Genomic DNA, 16,789 nt, shown 5'->3' with positions numbered 1-16,789 from the left:
GATGAGGACTCCCACCCCCTTGAGGGGTTAAGGCTCCCAGTAGACGACTGGGTTGATAGGCCGGATGTGGAAGCCCAGTAATGGGTGGAGCTGACCGGTACTAATAAGCCGAGGGCTTGTCCATAGGTTGCTCGCGTCCACTGTGTAGTTCTGAAACAACGAACCCCGGCCCCCTGCTGTTTGTGGGGTGGCTGGTGCCGGTTCGGTGGTTTCATAGTGTTTCGGTGGTCATAGCGTTAGGGAAACGCCCGGTTACATTCCGAACCCGGAAGCTAAGCCTTTCAGCGCCGATGGTACTGCAGGGGGGACCCTGTGGGAGAGTAGGACGCCGCCGAACAAATATTGAGCCTCGGCCCCTGAGTTTCGACTCGGGGGCTGAGGCTTTTCTGCGTTGGCCCACTATGCGTTGACCGCCAGGCACACAGGGCGGGCAGAGTGACCTCTGCCCGCCCTGTGTGCTTTCAGGATCCTCTTGCGTCGTTCCCTACAGCCGGCCGGCGGCCTTGAGGGCGAGGTAGGCATCCGCCAGTGCGGGGGCGATGTCGGCGGGCCGGGCATCGACGACGGTTATGTTGTGCCGGGAGAGGCGCTGGGCGACGCGGCGGCGTTCAACTCGTGCCTGCTCGGCGGCCGCGGCCGCGTACACCGCGTCCACGCTGCCGCGGCCCCTGGCCATCTCTTCGATGCGGGGATCCGCCACAGAGGCGATGAGGACCTCGTGGCGGTGGGTGAGCTGGGGGAGGACGGGAAGCAGGCCCTGTTCCATCGGCGCTGCGTCGAGCCCGGTGAGGAGGACGACGAGGGAGCGCTGCGTGGCCCGTTGGAGGACTGTGGCGACCAGACCGCGGGCGTCGGACTCGACGAGCTCGGCCTCGAGCGGAGCCATGGCGTTGACCAGTGCGGGGAGCATGTCGCGGGCTGACCGGCCCTGGACGGAGGTGCGTACGCGGCGGTCGTAGGCGAGGAGGTCGACGCGGTCGCCCGCACGGCCCGCGAGGACGGCCAGCAGCAGGGCTGCGTCCATGGCGGCGTCGAGGCGGGGTGCGTCGCCGACGCGGCCGGCGGCGGTGCGGCCGGTGTCGAGGACGATGAGGATGTGGCGGTCGCGTTCGGGGCGCCAGGTGCGGACGGCGACGGTGGCCCGGCGTGCGGTCGCCCGCCAGTCGATGGAGCGGGTGTCGTCTCCCGGGATGTACTCGCGGAGCGAGTCGAATTCGGTTCCCTGGCCCCTGATGAGCACGGACGTCCGTCCGTCGAGCTCGCGGAGACGTGCCAGGCGCGATGGCAGGTGTTTGCGGCTGTGGAAGGGCGGGAGGACCCGGAGCGTCCAGGGGACGCGGTGGGAGCCCTGCCGGGCCGCCAGGCCGAGGGGGCCGTAGGAGCGGACGGTGACGCGTTCGGCGTGCCGGTCGCCGCGGCGGGTGGGATGCAGCGTGGTGGTCATGCGGCGGCGCTCCGCTGGCGGGATGGCCAGCCGGTGACGCGACGCGGCGACCTCGGTACCCGGGTACCAGCTGCTGGGGGGCCAGGCGTCGCGGAGGTGGGCACGCAGCGGGCGCGGGCCGGGGTTGGTCACGGTGAGGACGACCTCCGCCGTCTCCCCGAGTCGAACTGATGTCTCACCGGATCGGGTGAAATGGAGCTTTCGTACTGGCGCGGCGAGTGCGAGGTCGCACAGAATTCCGAACAGAAGGATGCCTTCGACGAGCAGGATGCCGTTCCAGCCGGGGAGCAGCAGACCGACGGCGAGGGCGCCGAGAGCGGCCAGCAGGGCGGTACGTCCGGTGAGTGCCATGGTCGGTCGTCGCCCGTCTCAGCGCGGTACGGGGACGCGGGCGAGGACCGAGTTGATGACCGAGTCGGGTGTGGTGCCCTCCATCTCGGCTTCGGGCCGCAGCTGGATGCGGTGCCGGAGCGTGGGGAGGGCGAGGGCCTTGACGTCGTCGGGGATGACGTAGTCGCGGCCGGTCAGCCAGGCCCAGGCGCGCGCGGTGGCCAGAAGGGCGGTGGCTCCCCGGGGGGAGACACCGAGGGTGAGAGAGGGGGATTCACGGGTGGCTCGGCAGATATCGACGATGTAGGCCGTGATGTCGGCGGAGACCTGCGTCTTGGCGACGGCGGCCCGGGCGGCGTCGAGGTCGGCGGGGCCGGCGACCGGTCGCAGACCGGCGGAGTCCAGGTCCCGGGGGTTGAAGCCGTCGGCGTGGCGGGTGAGGACGTCGATCTCGGTCTCACGGGAGGGGAGCGGCAGGATGAGCTTCAGGAGGAAGCGGTCCAGCTGTGCCTCGGGGAGCGGGTAGGTGCCCTCGTATTCGACGGGGTTCTGGGTCGCCGCGACAAGGAACGGCTCGGGCAGTGGCCGCGGGATACCGTCGACGGACACCTGGCGCTCCTCCATGGCCTCCAGGAGGGATGCCTGGGTCTTGGGCGGGGTGCGGTTGATCTCGTCGGCGAGCAGCAGATTGGTGAAGACGGGTCCCGCCTGGAAGGAGAACTCGGCGGTGCGGGCGTCGTAGACGAGGGAACCGGTGATGTCGCCGGGCATCAGGTCAGGGGTGAACTGGACCCGCTTGGTCTCGAGCTGGAGGGATGCGGCCAGGGCGCGCACGAGAAGGGTTTTGGCGACTCCGGGGACGCCTTCGAGGAGGACGTGGCCCCGGCAGAGCAGGGCCACGACCAGGCCGGTGACGGCCGGGTCCTGGCCGACGACGGCCTTGGCGATTTCGGTGCGCAGGGCCTCCAAGGAGGCGCGGGCGCTGTCGGCGGTCGGGGCGGCGCTCACGGGGTGGCTTTCCTCTCGTTGAGAAGGACGCGGCGTTCCAGTGCGTCGAGGTCGTCGGCGAGACGCAGCAGGGCCGCGTCGTCGGGGGGAGGTGGACCGTGGAGCAGGCTGTGCGGGTCGACGGTGGGGTCGTCGAGCCGGGCGGCCACCGAGGCGGGCAGGACGTCCGGGTCGTGGGCCTGGGCCGGGGGGACGCCGAGCAGCGGGGCCAGTCGGTCGCGTGCGGCGGTGCGCAACACCTCCGCGGCGCGGCCTCGGGCCCGGCCGTGACGGTAGAGGCGGGCGCGTCCCTCGGTCGCCTCGGAGGCGCGGACGGTGGCGGGCAGCCGCTCGGCGACGACGGGGCCGAGGCGACGGGCGCGCCAGAGAGCCGCGAGGGCGGCGGCGATGAACAACTGGAGCACTGCCCAGTTCCAGCCGTCCGGGATGAGGTCGAGGAAGCTTTCCTGGCCGCCGCCGAAGGCGGAGGCGTCGCTGAGTGAAGGGAGGTACCAGACGAGTTTCGGGTGGGCGCCGAGGATCTGCAGCGCGAGCGAGGCATTGCCCTGCTCGGCGAGGTTCTCGTTCTGCAGAAGCGTGTGGGTGCCGAGGACGACGGTGTCGCCGCCGTTGGCTGCGGGGAGGCGCAGCAGGGTGAAGTCGCCCGGGGCGCCGGGGTAGCAGCGGTCGGCGTCCCGTGCGGATGTCGCGTAGCTGCCACCTCCCGTCTCGGCGGAGTCGGCGGTGCGGGCGGCGGTCAGGCCGCACCCGGGTTCGAGGACTCGGACGGGGACGGGCCCCGTGTAGTGGACGCCCGGAGCGAGGCGCCCGATGGAGGGCTCGCCGGGGGCGAGGAGGACGAAGCGGCCGCTTGAGCGCTCCATCGCCTGGTGCACCGCGTCCTGCTGACGCTTCGTCAACAGGTCGGGCGCAGTGACGAGGACGGTGGTGCCGGGGCCGGCGGCGGCCACGGCCGCGTCGGTCGTGGTGACGACCGTGGTGGTCACACCTTGGTTGTGGAGGAGTTGAGCGACGGCCCGGCTGCCGGAGGGGTCGGGAGAACGGGGGTCGAGTGCGTCATGGTTCTCACCGGTGCGCGCGGCGGCGTAGAGGACGCCGAAGACGATCAGGGTGAGGAGAGCCGCGAGCAGGGTGCGCGAGCGGGTCCACAGCTGGCCCGCGGTCGGGGAGACCGAGGTCGTGGCCGGGGCGGGCGCCTGCGCCGGGGACAGGGTGTCGGTCACGGGCGGGAACCTCCGGGGGCGGCCGTGCCGCTCTCGGTCAACCGGGGCTTGGCGCGCTGTACTTCGGTGTCGAGTTCGCGCAGGGCTGCGTAGGCCCCCGGGGTGCCCGGGCGGTCCCCGTAGGTGACGTCGTCGAAGGTGCGGGCGGCGTCCGCGAGGCGGGCGGCGAGGCCGGGGAGGGCGCGGCCCGCTTCGGCGGCGGCCTCGTCCGCGGTCCGGCCGGGGCGCGGGTCGAGCAGGGTCCGCTCCTCCAGGGAGCGCACGATCGCGCGCATCCGTTCCCGGACGGCCTCGCTCCACCGGCTGTGGCGCGCGTGTTCCTCGGCGGTGGCCCGGTGTTCGGCGGCGGTCCGTGGGGCGTCGGCGAACAGCCCCGTGCCCGTGGTGGGCTGGGCGCGCAGCTTGCCGAGCCGCAGTCGCAGGGCGATGACCAGCAGCACGACCACGACGACGATCGTCACCAGGCCGGCGGTGCCTCCGGGGGTGGCCCCGGAGGCGGTGTCCATCAGGTGGTCGAACTTCTCCCAGAGCCAGTTCAGGGCGCGTTCGAGCAGGCTCGGGTCGTCGCGGTGGTAGATCCCCTTGGACAGTTCGTCCTCGGCGGCCTCGCGGGCGGGGCCGCGGGGAATGGTGACCGGCACGTCCTCCCCCGACACCGGCATCAGCCGCCGGTGGCTGAGCTGTTGCCGGGTGCGCCGGCCCCGCCGAGGGCGTCGGAGTGGCCGGGGATGCCCGCGGCCCGCGCGAGTTCGATGTCCAGGGCCTCGCGGCGGATCCGCTGATCCATGTAGAGCAGGGCGGTAACGCCGGCCTGGATGGGGAAGGTGATGGTGGATCCGATGACGGCGCCGATTCCGACGACGATCAGATACGTCCAGCCGAGACCCGCCTGGTTGCCCGAGGCGAAGGCCGACAGGCCGTCGTTCCCGGCGGCCATTCCCACCACCGCGAAGGGAATCTGGATGATCGACGAGACGATGTAGACGAGGATCATGGTGAGCAACTGGATGCCCAGAATGCGCCACCACGAGCCCCGGACCAATTTGACCGAGCGGGCCATGGACTTGAGGACGCCCTGCTTCTCCAGCATGAGGGCGGGCGACGCGAGGCTGAGGCGGATCATCAGCCAGACGACCACGCCGAGGGCGACCGCGCCACCGAGGAACGCCAGGCCCGCACCCGCGGCCGTGGCGCCGCCGACCGCCACGAGAATGCCGGGGACGATGCCGATGGCGATGATCCCGCCGCCGATCAGGCTGAGCAGCAGCGTCAGCCCGAGCAGACGCGGCAACTGGTGGCGGGCGTCGGACCATGCCTCGGCCAGGGTCACCCGGTGGCCGAGCACGGCCCGGCTGATGACCATGGTGAGCATCGCCGTGGCGATCACCGACCCGAGCAGGGTGATGACGAGGGCGAGCCCCCCGGCGGCCAGCGTGCCGCCGACGGCGTTCATGACGTCGTCGAACGAGGGGGCGGCACCTTCGTCGAGGGAGTTGAGCGTCGCGCTGTCGTCGAGCATGAACCCCTGGACCAGCAGCATGGCGCCCTGGGTCAGCAGCGAGACCGCGAAGGAGATGGTGAGCACGGTGCGCCAGTGCGCGCGCATCGTGGAGACCGCGCCGTCGAGGATCTCACCCACGCCCAGCGGCCGCAGCGGGATGACCCCGGGCTTGGGCGACGGCGGGGCACCCCAGTGCGGCTGCTGCCAGCCGGAGGGCGCCGGGCCGCCCCAGACCGGGCCGGTGGGCGGGGGCGGGGCGCCCCAGCCGCCGGTGGCCTGCCACTGCCCGGCGGGCGGCTGCTGCTCGGACCAGTTCTGCGGCGCAGCGTCCTGCGGCGCGCCGGGACCGTCGGTGCGGCCCGGTTCGCCGGAGGGTGAGGATCCGGGCGAGGCCCAGCCCGGAGAGTCGTTCATCGTCGCTCCTTCGCTACTGCGCATACCTACTCGTCCAACGGCGGGACGGTGGCCATCGTGCCATGGGCGCAGTGGGCTTGTACCTGCGGATGCGGAGTACCGCAACCGTTCAAAACGTGCTGCCGTTCACGGCAGACTGAGCAGATGGGTGATCAGCACGTGGTAACTCTGGCCAACGATTCCAAGGGCAATCCCGACGAGCCCCTGCCGGCGCTGCGCTGGGAGGAGCCGCCGGAGGGCCCCGTCCTCGTCCTCCTCGACCAGACCAGGCTTCCCGGCGAGGAAGTGGAGCTGGTCTGCACCGACGTCCCCGCCCTCGTCGAGGCCATCCGCGGCCTCGCCGTGCGCGGCGCTCCGCTGCTCGGCATAGCGGGCGCCTACGGCGTCGCGCTCGCCGCCGTCCGCGGCTACGACGTGGACGAGGCCGCCGAATCCCTCGCCCACGCCCGGCCCACCGCCGTCAACCTCGCCTACGGCGTACGGCGGGCCCTCGCCGCCTACCGGGCCGCCCTCGCCGGCAGCGCCGGCGGCGACCCCGAACGCGCCGCGTCGGCGGCACTGGCCGAGGCCCGCAGCCTCCACGCCGAGGACAAGGAGGCCAGTGCCGCCATGGCCCGGCACGGCCTCCAGCTGCTCGCCGAGCTCCTCCCCGGCGGCGGCTACCAGATCCTCACCCACTGCAACACCGGTGCGCTCGTGTCCGGCGGCGAAGGCACCGCGTTCGCCGTCGCCCTCGCCGCCCACCGCCAGGGCCAGCTGCGCCGCCTGTGGGTCGACGAGACGCGCCCCCTGCTCCAGGGCGCCCGCCTCACCGCCTACGAGGCCGCCCGTTCCGGCATGGCGTACACCCTGCTCACCGACAACGCCGCCGGCTCACTCTTCGCCGCCGGCAACGTCCACGCCGTGATCATCGGCGCCGACCGCATCGCCGCGGACGGCTCCGTCGCCAACAAGGTCGGCAGCTATCCGCTCGCCGTGCTCGCCCGCTACCACAACGTGCCCTTCATCGTCGTCGCCCCCACCACCACCGTCGACCAGGGCACCGCCGACGGCTCGTCCATCGAGATCGAGCAGCGTCCCGGGCACGAAGTGACCGAATCGACCGGAAACCCTGTGGCGCCGCTCGGTACCCAGGCGTACAACCCTGCGTTCGACATCACACCCGCGGCTCTGATAACGGCAATAGTCACCGAAAACGGCGTGGTTTCGCCGGTCACCCCCGATGCCCTGGCAGCTTTGTGCCCGTCTCGTGCTCCAGGTCACGATCAGGTAATGGGATGATGGTCGCTATGAAGGGACGCGTCCTGGTCGTCGACGACGACACCGCACTGGCAGAGATGCTCGGCATCGTGCTGCGCGGAGAAGGTTTTGAGCCGTCGTTCGTGGCCGACGGTGACAAGGCCCTCGCCGCCTTCCGAGAGACCAAGCCTGATCTGGTTCTCCTTGACCTCATGCTCCCCGGACGGGACGGCATCGACGTATGCCGCCAGATCCGGGCCGAGTCCGGGGTCCCTATCGTCATGCTCACGGCGAAGAGCGACACGGTCGACGTCGTCGTGGGCCTGGAATCCGGCGCCGACGACTACGTCATCAAGCCGTTCAAGCCCAAGGAGCTCGTCGCCCGCGTGCGGGCCCGGCTGCGCCGGGCCGAAGAGCCCACCCCCGAGCAGCTCACCATCGGTGACCTGGTCATCGACGTGGCCGGCCACTCCGTCAAGCGGGACGGTCAGCCCATCGCGCTGACCCCCCTCGAGTTCGACCTGCTGGTCGCCCTCGCCCGCAAGCCCTGGCAGGTCTTCACCCGCGAGGTGCTGCTCGAGCAGGTCTGGGGTTACCGGCACGCGGCCGACACCCGCCTGGTCAACGTGCACGTCCAGCGCCTGCGCTCCAAGGTCGAGCGGGACCCCGAGCGCCCCGAGATCGTGGTGACCGTCCGCGGCGTCGGCTACAAGGCCGGGCCAGGCTGACGTGGCCACCGCGTACGAGCGTGAGCGGATGGAGAGCCGGCACGCGGACCCCCTGACGGGTCTGCTGCCGGTGCTCCGCTCGTTCGTGCGCTGGGCCCGGCGGCCCCTGCAGCCCGCCGTACGGCTCTGGCGCCGCAACATCCAGCTGCGCGTGGTCGCCACCACCCTGCTGATGTCCCTCGGTGTCGTCCTGCTCCTCGGTGTCGTCGTCATCGGGCAGGTCAAGAACGGACTGCTCGACGCCAAGCGGCAGACCGCCCAGAGCCAGGCCGTCGGCGGCTTCGCCGTCGCCAAGGAGAACGCCCGCAACGTCACCGGCAACAGCGACACCGACGCCGGTGCCGACGGGCACAGCCAGACCGACACCGCCACCTGGCTCAACAACCTCGTCGAGAACCTCGCCAGCAGCGGCCAGGGCGTCTACTCCGTCGTCGCCCTCAGCTCCGCGCAGGAGCAGCCCACCAGCGTCGGCGTCGACAGCCCCGGCACCCACGCGCCCCGCGGCTCCGGCGGCGTCCGGCCCGAGGAGAGCGTCCCCGCGGACCTGCGCAAGGCACTCGACGAGGAATCCGACGTCTTCGAGCGCTACACCTCGATGAAGAGCGACAGCGTCCCCGACGGAGAGCCCGCCCTCATCGTCGGCCAGCGCCTCAGCGACCCCAACGGCAAGCCCTTCCAGCTGTACTACCTCTTCCCCTTCGACCAGGAGGAGAAGACCCTCGGCCTGGTCAAGGGCACCCTGGCCACCGCCGGGATCTTCGTCGTCGTCCTGCTCGGCGCCATCGCCTGGCTCGTCGTCCGCCAGGTCGTCACACCCGTCCGCATGGCCGCCCGGATCTCCGAGCGCCTCGCCGCCGGACACCTCCAGGAACGCATGAAGGTCACCGGCGAGGACGACATCGCCCGCCTCGGCGAGTCCTTCAACAAGATGGCCCACACCCTCCAGGTCAAGATCCAGCAGCTGGAGGACCTGTCGCGGATGCAGCGCCGATTCGTCTCGGACGTCTCGCACGAGCTGCGCACCCCGCTGACCACCGTCCGCATGGCCGCCGACGTCATCCACGAGGCCCGCGAGGACTTCGACCCCGCGACGTCCCGCTCCGCCGAACTGCTGCAGAACCAGCTCGACCGCTTCGAGTCGATGCTCTCCGACCTCCTGGAGATCAGCCGCTTCGACGCGGGCGCCGCCGCCCTCGAAGCCGAGCCCATCGACCTGCGCGACGTCGTACGACGCGTCGTCGACGGCGCCGAGCCGATAGCGGAACGCAAGGGCAGCCGCATCGTCGTCCACGGCGACGAGCAGCCCGTCACCGTCGAGGCCGACGCCCGCCGCGTCGAACGCGTCCTGCGCAACCTCGTGGTCAACGCCGTCGAACACGGCGAGGGCCACGACGTCCACGTCCGCATGGCATCCGCCGGAGGCGCCGTCGCCGTCGCCGTACGCGACTACGGCGTCGGCCTCAAGCCCGGCGAGGCCACCCGCGTCTTCAACCGCTTCTGGCGCGCCGACCCCGCCCGCGCCCGCACCACCGGCGGCACCGGCCTCGGACTGTCCATCGCCCTGGAGGACGCCCGCCTACACGGCGGCTGGCTCCAGGCCTGGGGCGAACCCGGCGGCGGCTCCCAGTTCCGGCTGACCCTGCCCCGTACCGGCGCCGACAGCCTGCGCGGATCACCGATCGCCCTCGAACCCGAGGACTCCCGCCGCAACCGCGACCTCGCCACCGCGCTCTCCCACCGCGGCATGCCCGCGGGCGCCACCGCGCTCGACGCCGTCACGCCCCCGGCACCCGCGCACCACGGGTTCCCGGCGCCGCGCTTCGCCGCGCCCGCCATCCCCTCCATGCCGTTCACGCCGCCGCGGCCGCCTGCCGCCGACCCCGCCGCCCTGCCCGGCAACGGCGCACGGGTCGTCGGGCACCGCGCGGGCGGCGGCACGGTCACCCACCCCACGACAGAGGACGAAGCGCGGGAGGACGACGACTGATGCGCGCGAAGGGGGGCGGCCTCCGGAGGCCGGCCGTTACGGGCGTGCTCCTGAGCGGACTCGTGCTGCTCACGGGCTGCGCCTCCATGCCCAGCGGCGGCGAGGTGCACAAGGTCGGCGGTGAGAAGCACGCCGACACCGACCCCCAGGTCCGGGTCTTCGGCGTCAAACCGCAGGGCGGCGAGACCCCCAGCGAGATCGTCAGCGGCTTCCTCGAGGCCACCACCAGCGACGAGGCCGACTACGCCACCGCCAAGCTCTACCTGACCGAGGACCAGGGCAAGCGCTGGAAACCCGGATCGGGGATCACCGTCCTGTCCGGTGCACTCTCCCAGTTGCAGGAGCCGGGCACGACGGCCGACGGCAAGGACGGCGACAGCACCCAGATAACCCTCACCGGCGCCAAGGTCGCCACCGTCGACGACCGGCACGCCTACCACGCCGAGAACGGCACCTTCAGCAGCGGCATACGCCTCACCAAAGAGGACGGCGAATGGCGCATCGCCGGCGTCGCCGACGGCCTGGTGCTGAGCGAGGCCGACTTCCAGCGCTTCTACCGCTCCGTGGACACCTTCTACTTCGCCGCCCCCGGGCCGGGCGCCAAGGACGCGGCCGCCAGCCGTGACGCCCTCGTCGCCGACCCGATCTACCTGCGCAAGCGCATCAACGCGCTGAGCAACGCCGTCAACGCCCTGCTCGCCGGGCCCACCGACTGGCTGAAGCCCGTCGTCAGATCGGAGTTCCCGCCGGGCATCCGGGCCGAGGCCGTCGAACTCGACGACTCCCAGCGCGTGACGGTGAAGCTCAAGGGGATGCCCGGGAGCGCCGGCGCGCAATGCAAGCGGATGGCCGCCCAGCTGATCCAGACCATCCAGGGCATGTCGTCCACGCCCGTGCCCTCCGTCGAACTCCAGGGCTCCTCCGGCCGTACCCTGTGCACGCTGCAGCGGGACGACGCCCGTGACTACGCGCCGGACAAGCTCGTCGGGGAGAGCAACGGGCAGTACTTCATCGACGCGGAGCACCACCTCGTCAGCCTCCGGGGTACGGACAACACCGCCCAGCCCGCCGCGGTCGCGGGCCCGCTCGGGACGGGAACGTTCAAGGTGGGCTCGGCCGCCGTACGGCGCGACGAGCAGTACGCCGCCGCCCTCACCGAGGACGACGCGAGCCTCTACGTGACCGGCCTGAGCGCCGGCGCCCAACTCGGCCCCGTCATCCTGCGCAGCCAGGCCGCCGACCCGAAGAACCGCCTCACGACCCCCAGCTGGGACGGCTACGGCGACCTCTGGATCGCCGACCGCGACCCCAACCGGCCGCGGCTGCTGATGCTCCCCGACGGCGCCGGCAGCCCGGTGTCCGTCGACGTGCCGGATCTCGGTGACGGGCGCATCGAATCGCTGCGGGTCGCGGCCGACGGCGTGCGCATCGCCCTGCTGGTCCGCGACGGCGACCACACCACCCTGCGGCTCGGGCGGATCGAGCGCACCGGGACGGCCGCCGACCAGAAGATCACGGTGGCGGAGCTGCGGAGCGTCGCACCGCAACTCGAGGACGTCATAGCGGCGTCCTGGGCCGGGTTCAGCCGGCTGGCCGTGGTGGGACGCGAGGCCGGGGGAGTGCCGCAGATCCAGTACGTGGACGCGGACGGCTCCGGCACGTCCTCGTCGAGCCTGCCGGGCATCAGCGGCGTGGTGTCGGTGGCGGCCTCGGAGCGGCAGGACAAACCGCTGCTCGCGGAGCTCGACGGCGGCGTCTTCCGGCTGCCGTCCGACTCCAACTGGAAGGAAGTCGCGCCGAAGGCCGGCTCGCCCGTCTACCCGGGCTGACGGCCCCCCTTCGGTCCTTCACGCGCTTTCTCGTGGCGTGGGGCGATCGCGCGCCGAACCCGAGGACGATCGCGGGGGCGAGCGTGGCTGCGATCGTGGGGCGGGGAAAGTTATCCACAGGCTGGGGACGGGGCTGGTGGCGATCGCCCGCTCCCGGCATCGTTGAGTCATGCGGGGAGCACGGGGACAGCGGGGCCTACGGGGCGGCCGCGCAGTGCGGTCATGGTGGCGGGAGGTGTCGGGGCTGCTGCTGCCGGCCGAGTGCGCGGGGTGCGGAGCGCCGCGGACCGTGCTGTGCGAGGAGTGCGGCGCGGCGCTGCACGAGCCGGGGGCGCGCGAAGTCCGGCCGGACGCGCCGCCCGAAGGGCTGCCCGCCGTGTGGGCGGCGACCGTCTACGCGGACCAGCCGCGCGCGGTGCTCTTGGCGCACAAGGAGCGCGGCGCGCTGGGCCTGGCCCGGCCGCTGGGCGAGGCCCTGGCGGGCGCGGTCTACGCCGCGGTGCGGGGAGGGGGAGGGGGTGGGGCCCCCGAGACGCGGCCCCGGGAAGCCGGCCTCACCCTCACCCCGCCCACCCTCCCCCCGTTCCTCCTCGTCCCCGTCCCCTCCTCCCGGCGGGCGGTCGCCGCCCGCGGCCACGACGCGACCCGCCGCCTCGCCCTCGCCGCCGCCACGGACCTGCGGCGCGACGGGCTGACCGTCCGGGCGGCCGCGGTGCTGCGGCAGCGCCGCGTGGTGTCCGACCAGTCGGGCCTCGGCGCCCGCGACAGGCCCGCGAACCTCTCCGGCGCACTCACCGCCGTCCGCGGCGCCGATCGCCTCCTGAGCACCGCCCCAGTGGTGCTGGTGGACGACCTGATGACCACCGGCGCCTCGCTCGCCGCCGCGGCCCGCGCCGTCGAGGAAGCCGGAGGCCGGGTCCTGGCCGCGGCGGTCGTCGGCGGCCCGGCGCCGCTGCGCCACCCCACGGCGGACCGGGGCGGCCTGGGCGGCCTGGGCGTCCGGGGCGGCCGGAACACGCCGGACGGCCGACGAGGCCGGGCACCCGGGGCGGCGGCCCCGCCCCGGGTGAGCCGGGGAAGGGGAGGCCCGCACCCCGGACCCGAACGGACGCTCGAACGGGAAACGGAATCCGAAGGTCAGGAGCGATCTCGCAGGTGGCGCAACGGGCATTTCACCCGAAGGGAGGTATAGCGCTTCTGGGGGTGCCGACCCCGGGTCCGCGGGTCTATGTTCGGTGGTGAGGGGCGGCGGTGCCCGTTGTGGGCCGCCGTTTCACGGACCGCGAGACGTGGTTCACCCATGGTTCAGTGGGTGAAGTTCCGTCTTGCGGGGGAGGAGGAGGTGAGAGTCGCGGCTTCGCCGCCCGGGAGCCTCCGAGCGTGCGGAGCGGCAACGAACGTCGACGCCGGGCGGGACCTGGTGCCCGCCGGCCTCAGCGCAAGGGATCGCCCCGTGAGACCGCGGCGATCCGGGAACGGAGTTCTGCGTGGACATCGTCGTCAAGGGCCGCAAGACCGAGGTGCCCGAGCGGTTCCGGAAGCACGCGAACGAGAAGCTGGAGAAGATCCAGAAGCTCGACGGCAAGGTGATGAGCCTCGAGGTCGAGGTGTCCAAGGAACCGAACCCCCGGCAGGCAGACCGTTCCGACCGGGTGGAGATCACGCTGCGCACCCGTGGCCCGGTGATCCGGGCCGAGGCCGCCGCGACCGACCCGTACGCGGCGCTCGACGTCGCGGCGAACAAGCTCGAGGCGCGGCTGCGCAAGGCGGCCGACAAGCGCCGGGTGCATCGCGGCGGCAGCCGGACACCCATGAGCGTGGCGGAGGCGACGGCCGGACTGGCCACGACCGAGTTCAACGGCACCCCGACCGGCGGGGAGACCTCCACGGGCGTGCCCACCACCAAGATCGGCGGTCGTCTCGAGGTCCAGGGTGAAGGACCGCTGGTGGTTCGCGAGAAGACGCACGCGGCAGCACCGATGACGCTCGACCAGGCCCTCTACGAGATGGAACTGATCGGGCACGACTTCTATCTGTTCATCGACTCCGACACGGAACAACCGAGTGTCGTCTACCGGCGGCACGGCTACGACTACGGCGTCATCCACCTCAAGGAGGACCCCTCCGTCGAGGATGCGCCGGCCGGCGCGGGTGGAGCGCTCCGCCGGTGAACCAGCCGGTGAACTAGGGGTCAGTTGCGGCGCTCCCGGGCGGGAAACGACCATCGCCTGGGAGCGTCGCCGTGCTCGGGCATGAAATCATGGGCGGGCAGCCAATGTGCGGGCGGTACCGCCCGGTTGGACTGGCACGGAAAGTGTGACTACCACGGGCGCCGGCCCGAGGGGGAGGAACCGATGGCGGACAGCTTCGAGCCCGCGCCGGCCGGTGGCGCGGAGCCCGGTACGGGCGCCGCGGGGGACACGGGCGTCGCCGGCGCGCCGCGCAAGGAGCCGATCAGGGTGCTCGTGGTGGACGATCACGCCCTGTTCCGCCGGGGTCTGGAGATCGTGCTCGCGCAGGAGGAGGACATCCAGGTCGTCGGCGAGGCGGGGGACGGCGCGGAGGCGACGGAGAAGGCCGCGGACCTGCTGCCGGACATCGTGCTGATGGACGTGCGGATGCCGCGGCGGGGCGGTATCGAGGCGTGCACCTCCATCAAGGAGGTGGCTCCCAGCGCGAAGATCATCATGCTGACGATGAGCGACGAGGAGGCGGACCTCTACGAGGCCATCAAGGCCGGGGCGACCGGCTACCTCCTCAAGGAGATCTCCACGGACGAGGTGGCCACGGCGATCCGCGCGGTGGCGGACGGCCAGTCGCAGATCAGCCCGTCGATGGCGTCGAAGCTGCTCACCGAGTTCAAGTCGATGATCCAGCGCACGGACGAGCGCCGGCTCGTGCCCGCCCCCCGGCTGACGGACCGTGAGCTGGAGGTGCTGAAGCTGGTCGCCACGGGCATGAACAACCGGGACATCGCCAAGGAACTCTTCATCAGCGAGAACACGGTGAAGAACCACGTGCGGAACATCCTGGAGAAGCTGCAGCTGCACTCGCGGATGGAAGCCGTGGTGTACGCGATGCGGGAGAAGATCCTCGAGATCCGCTGAGCCGGGGCGTGAGCCGGGGCCGGCCGCTCAGGAGGCTGCGAGGGCTTCGGTCAGGGCTACGGCGAGCTTGCCGTCGTCGAGCCGTTCGACGCGGACCTCCTCGCAGCCGACCCATGCGGCGGCCTCGCGCAGCGCCTGCGCCATGGGCTCGACGGCGCGCGCGGACTCCAGTGAGACCTGACGGGCGATCAGAGTGGTTCCCTCGCGGGCCGGGTCGGCGCGGCCGACCAGCCGGCCGCCGGCCAGCAGCGGCATCGCGAAGTAGCCGTGTATGCGCTGGGGCTTGGGGACGTACGCCTCCAGGCGGTGGGTGAAGCCGAAGACGCGCTCGGTGCGGGGCCGGTCCCAGATCAGGGAGTCGAAGGGGGAGAGCAGGGTCGTGCGGTGCCGGCCGCCGCGGGAGGCGTCGGCCAGGGCGGTGGGGTCGGCCCAGGCGGGCTTGCCGCCCCAGCCCTCGACCTGGACGGGGACGAGGCCGGTGTCGGCGATGACCGAGTCGACCTGCTCGCCCTTGAGCCGGTGGTAGTCGGCGAGGTCGGCCCGGGTGGCGACGCCGAGTGCGGCGCCGGCCTGGGCGACCAGGCGGCGCAGGCATTCGGTGTCGTCGATGTCGTCGTGGAAGAGGGTGTCGGGTACGGCCCGCTCGGCGAGGTCGTAGACGCGCTTCCAGCCGCGCCGCCGGGTGCAGACGACCTCGCCGGTGTCGAGCAGCCACTCCACCGCGATCTTCGTCTCGGACCAGTCCCACCAGGGGCCGCCGTTCTTGGCGCCGCCGAGTTCGGTCGAGGTCAGGGGGCCGTCGGTCTTGAGCCGGTCCAGGACGGCGGCGGTGGAGCGGTCGGCGTCCTGCAGTACGTGCCAGCGGTGGCCGCGGGCCCGCCGGGCGCGGCGGCGGAAGGAGAAGTGCGGCCATTCCTCGATGGGGAGGATGCAGGCGGCGTGCGACCAGTACTCGAAGGCGTGGTTCTCCGTCCAGTACGCGTCCTCGACGGCGGCGCGGCCGACGGCGCCGAGGCGGGCGTACGGGATGAGCTCGTGGGAGCGGGCGAGCACGGAGATGGTGTCCAGTTGCACCGCGCCCAGCCGCCGCAGGACGCCGCGGACGCCGCCGCGGCGGTCGGGGGCGCCGAGGAAGCCCTGGGCGCGCAGGGCGGTCCGGCGGGCGTCGTCGGCGGAGAGGGCCACGGGCTTCGTCATGGGCCCACCCTAGAAGGCGCCACCGACAATCCGGTCCGGGCCGGGTTTGCGGGCCCCGTCCCGGGGGCCCGCGGACCCGGCACGGTCACTCGCCCTGGTACGGGAGGTAGGCGGCCCCGCCGGTCAGGCCGAGGTCGGAGGGGAGCAGGGAGCCGATCCACGCGTCGCGGCGGGTGCCCTGGTGGACGATCTTGCCGCGCATGGTGCCCTCCATCCGGAATCCGGTCTTGAGGGCGACGGCGCGGGAGCCGGCGTTGCCGGCCTCGGCGTACCACTCCAGGCGCTCCACGCCGAGTTCCTCGAAGGCCCAGTGGGCGACGGCGCGGGCGGCCTCGGCGGTGAGGCCGCGGCCGCGCTGTTCCTTGGCGGTCCAGTAGCCGAGTTCGGCCTGCCGTTCGGCGGTGTTCAGCTGGGCGAGCCGCACCAGCCCCATGGCGCCCACCAGGCGTCCCTCGTCACGTGTGGTGACGGCGAAGTTGTAGACGGTGTCGTCGCGCCAGCCGTCGGGGCAGGTCCGGGCGACAAACTCCTGCGCGTGTTCGTGGGTGTACGGGGAGGGCACGGGGGTCCAGCGGGGGATCTCCGGGTCCTGGCAGGCGACGCGGACGGCCTCGGCGTCGTCCGGCCCGAAGGGGCGCAGGACGAGGCGGTCGGTGGTGAGGGTTATCGGCTCCATGGGTCGGAGTATCCCCGAGCGGGGGGTGCGGTCTCGACCGGAAAAGACCGGATCGGGGCCGCGATCGACAGGGAGAACCGCCCGGCTTGGCGACGGACCTCCCGGC

14 protein-coding genes and 1 rRNA gene are annotated in these 16,789 nt (G+C 72.4%); 8 read left to right on the top strand and 7 right to left on the bottom strand.

Going from position 1 to position 16,789, the window contains the following annotated elements:
- Nucleotides 1-220: 220 nt before the first annotated feature.
- Nucleotides 221-337, top strand: a 5S ribosomal RNA gene (gene rrf, locus CHF15_RS39785).
- Nucleotides 338-484: 147 nt separating this feature from the next.
- Here rrf and CHF15_RS39780 read toward each other — a convergent pair.
- Genes CHF15_RS39780 through CHF15_RS39760 form a run of 5 tightly spaced genes read right to left on the bottom strand, consistent with a single transcriptional unit; the run spans nucleotide 485 to nucleotide 5,920 of the window.
- On the bottom strand, nucleotides 485-1,795 hold the full coding sequence (locus CHF15_RS39780; protein ID WP_089228823.1) for a DUF58 domain-containing protein: 1,311 nt from the start codon (nucleotides 1,793-1,795) through the stop codon (nucleotides 485-487).
- Between the two features lie 18 nt (nucleotides 1,796-1,813).
- A complete protein-coding gene (locus tag CHF15_RS39775; protein WP_089228822.1) occupies nucleotides 1,814-2,782 on the bottom strand; it encodes an AAA family ATPase in 969 nt (322 codons plus the stop codon).
- Nucleotides 2,779-4,005, bottom strand: a complete 1,227-nt coding sequence (locus CHF15_RS39770; protein WP_089228821.1) for a DUF4350 domain-containing protein — start codon at nucleotides 4,003-4,005, stop codon at nucleotides 2,779-2,781. Before CHF15_RS39770 ends, CHF15_RS39775 begins: the two co-directional genes overlap by 4 nt.
- Nucleotides 4,002-4,667 carry a DUF4129 domain-containing protein gene (locus CHF15_RS39765; protein ID WP_179280186.1) on the bottom strand — a complete coding sequence of 222 codons (666 nt, stop codon included), beginning with the start codon at nucleotides 4,665-4,667 and terminating at the stop codon, nucleotides 4,002-4,004. The genes CHF15_RS39770 and CHF15_RS39765 overlap by 4 nt, the downstream gene beginning before the upstream one ends.
- The gene (locus CHF15_RS39760; RefSeq protein WP_089228819.1) at nucleotides 4,667-5,920 is read right to left on the bottom strand and encodes a proline-rich domain-containing protein; all 1,254 of its coding nucleotides are present in this window, start codon (nucleotides 5,918-5,920) and stop codon (nucleotides 4,667-4,669) included. Before CHF15_RS39760 ends, CHF15_RS39765 begins: the two co-directional genes overlap by 1 nt.
- 144 nt (nucleotides 5,921-6,064) lie before the next feature.
- Between CHF15_RS39760 and mtnA the strand changes: the two genes are divergently transcribed.
- The 7 genes from mtnA to CHF15_RS39725 all read left to right on the top strand — a co-directional run bounded on the left by mtnA (nucleotide 6,065) and on the right by CHF15_RS39725 (nucleotide 14,810).
- Nucleotides 6,065-7,201, top strand: a complete 1,137-nt coding sequence (gene mtnA, locus CHF15_RS39755) for an S-methyl-5-thioribose-1-phosphate isomerase (protein ID WP_089228818.1) — start codon at nucleotides 6,065-6,067, stop codon at nucleotides 7,199-7,201.
- Nucleotides 7,198-7,887, top strand: coding sequence for a two-component system response regulator MtrA (mtrA, locus tag CHF15_RS39750; RefSeq protein ID WP_078620260.1), 690 nt, complete (start codon nucleotides 7,198-7,200; stop codon nucleotides 7,885-7,887). The genes mtnA and mtrA overlap by 4 nt, the downstream gene beginning before the upstream one ends.
- 28 nt (nucleotides 7,888-7,915) lie before the next feature.
- Nucleotides 7,916-9,874 carry an MtrAB system histidine kinase MtrB gene (mtrB, locus tag CHF15_RS39745; RefSeq protein ID WP_179280185.1) on the top strand — a complete coding sequence of 653 codons (1,959 nt, stop codon included), beginning with the start codon at nucleotides 7,916-7,918 and terminating at the stop codon, nucleotides 9,872-9,874.
- 44 nt (nucleotides 9,875-9,918) lie between these two features.
- Nucleotides 9,919-11,703, top strand: coding sequence for an LpqB family beta-propeller domain-containing protein (locus CHF15_RS39740; protein WP_245939311.1), 1,785 nt, complete (start codon nucleotides 9,919-9,921; stop codon nucleotides 11,701-11,703).
- Nucleotides 11,704-11,938: 235 nt separating this feature from the next.
- The gene (locus CHF15_RS39735; RefSeq protein WP_322975719.1) at nucleotides 11,939-12,895 is read left to right on the top strand and encodes a ComF family protein; all 957 of its coding nucleotides are present in this window, start codon (nucleotides 11,939-11,941) and stop codon (nucleotides 12,893-12,895) included.
- Nucleotides 12,896-13,190: 295 nt separating this feature from the next.
- Nucleotides 13,191-13,874, top strand: coding sequence for a ribosome hibernation-promoting factor, HPF/YfiA family (gene hpf / locus CHF15_RS39730; RefSeq protein ID WP_089228815.1), 684 nt, complete (start codon nucleotides 13,191-13,193; stop codon nucleotides 13,872-13,874).
- Nucleotides 13,875-14,057: 183 nt separating this feature from the next.
- The gene (locus tag CHF15_RS39725; RefSeq protein WP_018564114.1) at nucleotides 14,058-14,810 is read left to right on the top strand and encodes a response regulator; all 753 of its coding nucleotides are present in this window, start codon (nucleotides 14,058-14,060) and stop codon (nucleotides 14,808-14,810) included.
- Between the two features lie 27 nt (nucleotides 14,811-14,837).
- On the opposite strand, the gene CHF15_RS39720 is transcribed toward CHF15_RS39725, so the two are convergent.
- Both CHF15_RS39720 and CHF15_RS39715 read right to left on the bottom strand, forming a co-directional pair.
- Nucleotides 14,838-16,007 (bottom strand): winged helix-turn-helix domain-containing protein, encoded by a 1,170-nt coding sequence (locus CHF15_RS39720; RefSeq protein WP_089228814.1) that lies wholly within the window; start codon nucleotides 16,005-16,007, stop codon nucleotides 14,838-14,840.
- A gap of 85 nt (nucleotides 16,008-16,092) precedes the next feature.
- A complete protein-coding gene (locus CHF15_RS39715; protein WP_089228813.1) occupies nucleotides 16,093-16,683 on the bottom strand; it encodes a GNAT family N-acetyltransferase in 591 nt (196 codons plus the stop codon).
- Nucleotides 16,684-16,789: the final 106 nt, after the last annotated feature.

The sequence above is a fragment of the Actinacidiphila glaucinigra genome, from assembly GCF_900188405.1.
In the GTDB taxonomy this organism is placed as follows: Bacteria; Actinomycetota; Actinomycetes; order Streptomycetales; family Streptomycetaceae; genus Actinacidiphila; species Actinacidiphila glaucinigra.
This window is presented reverse-complemented; position numbering and strand designations above follow the sequence as displayed.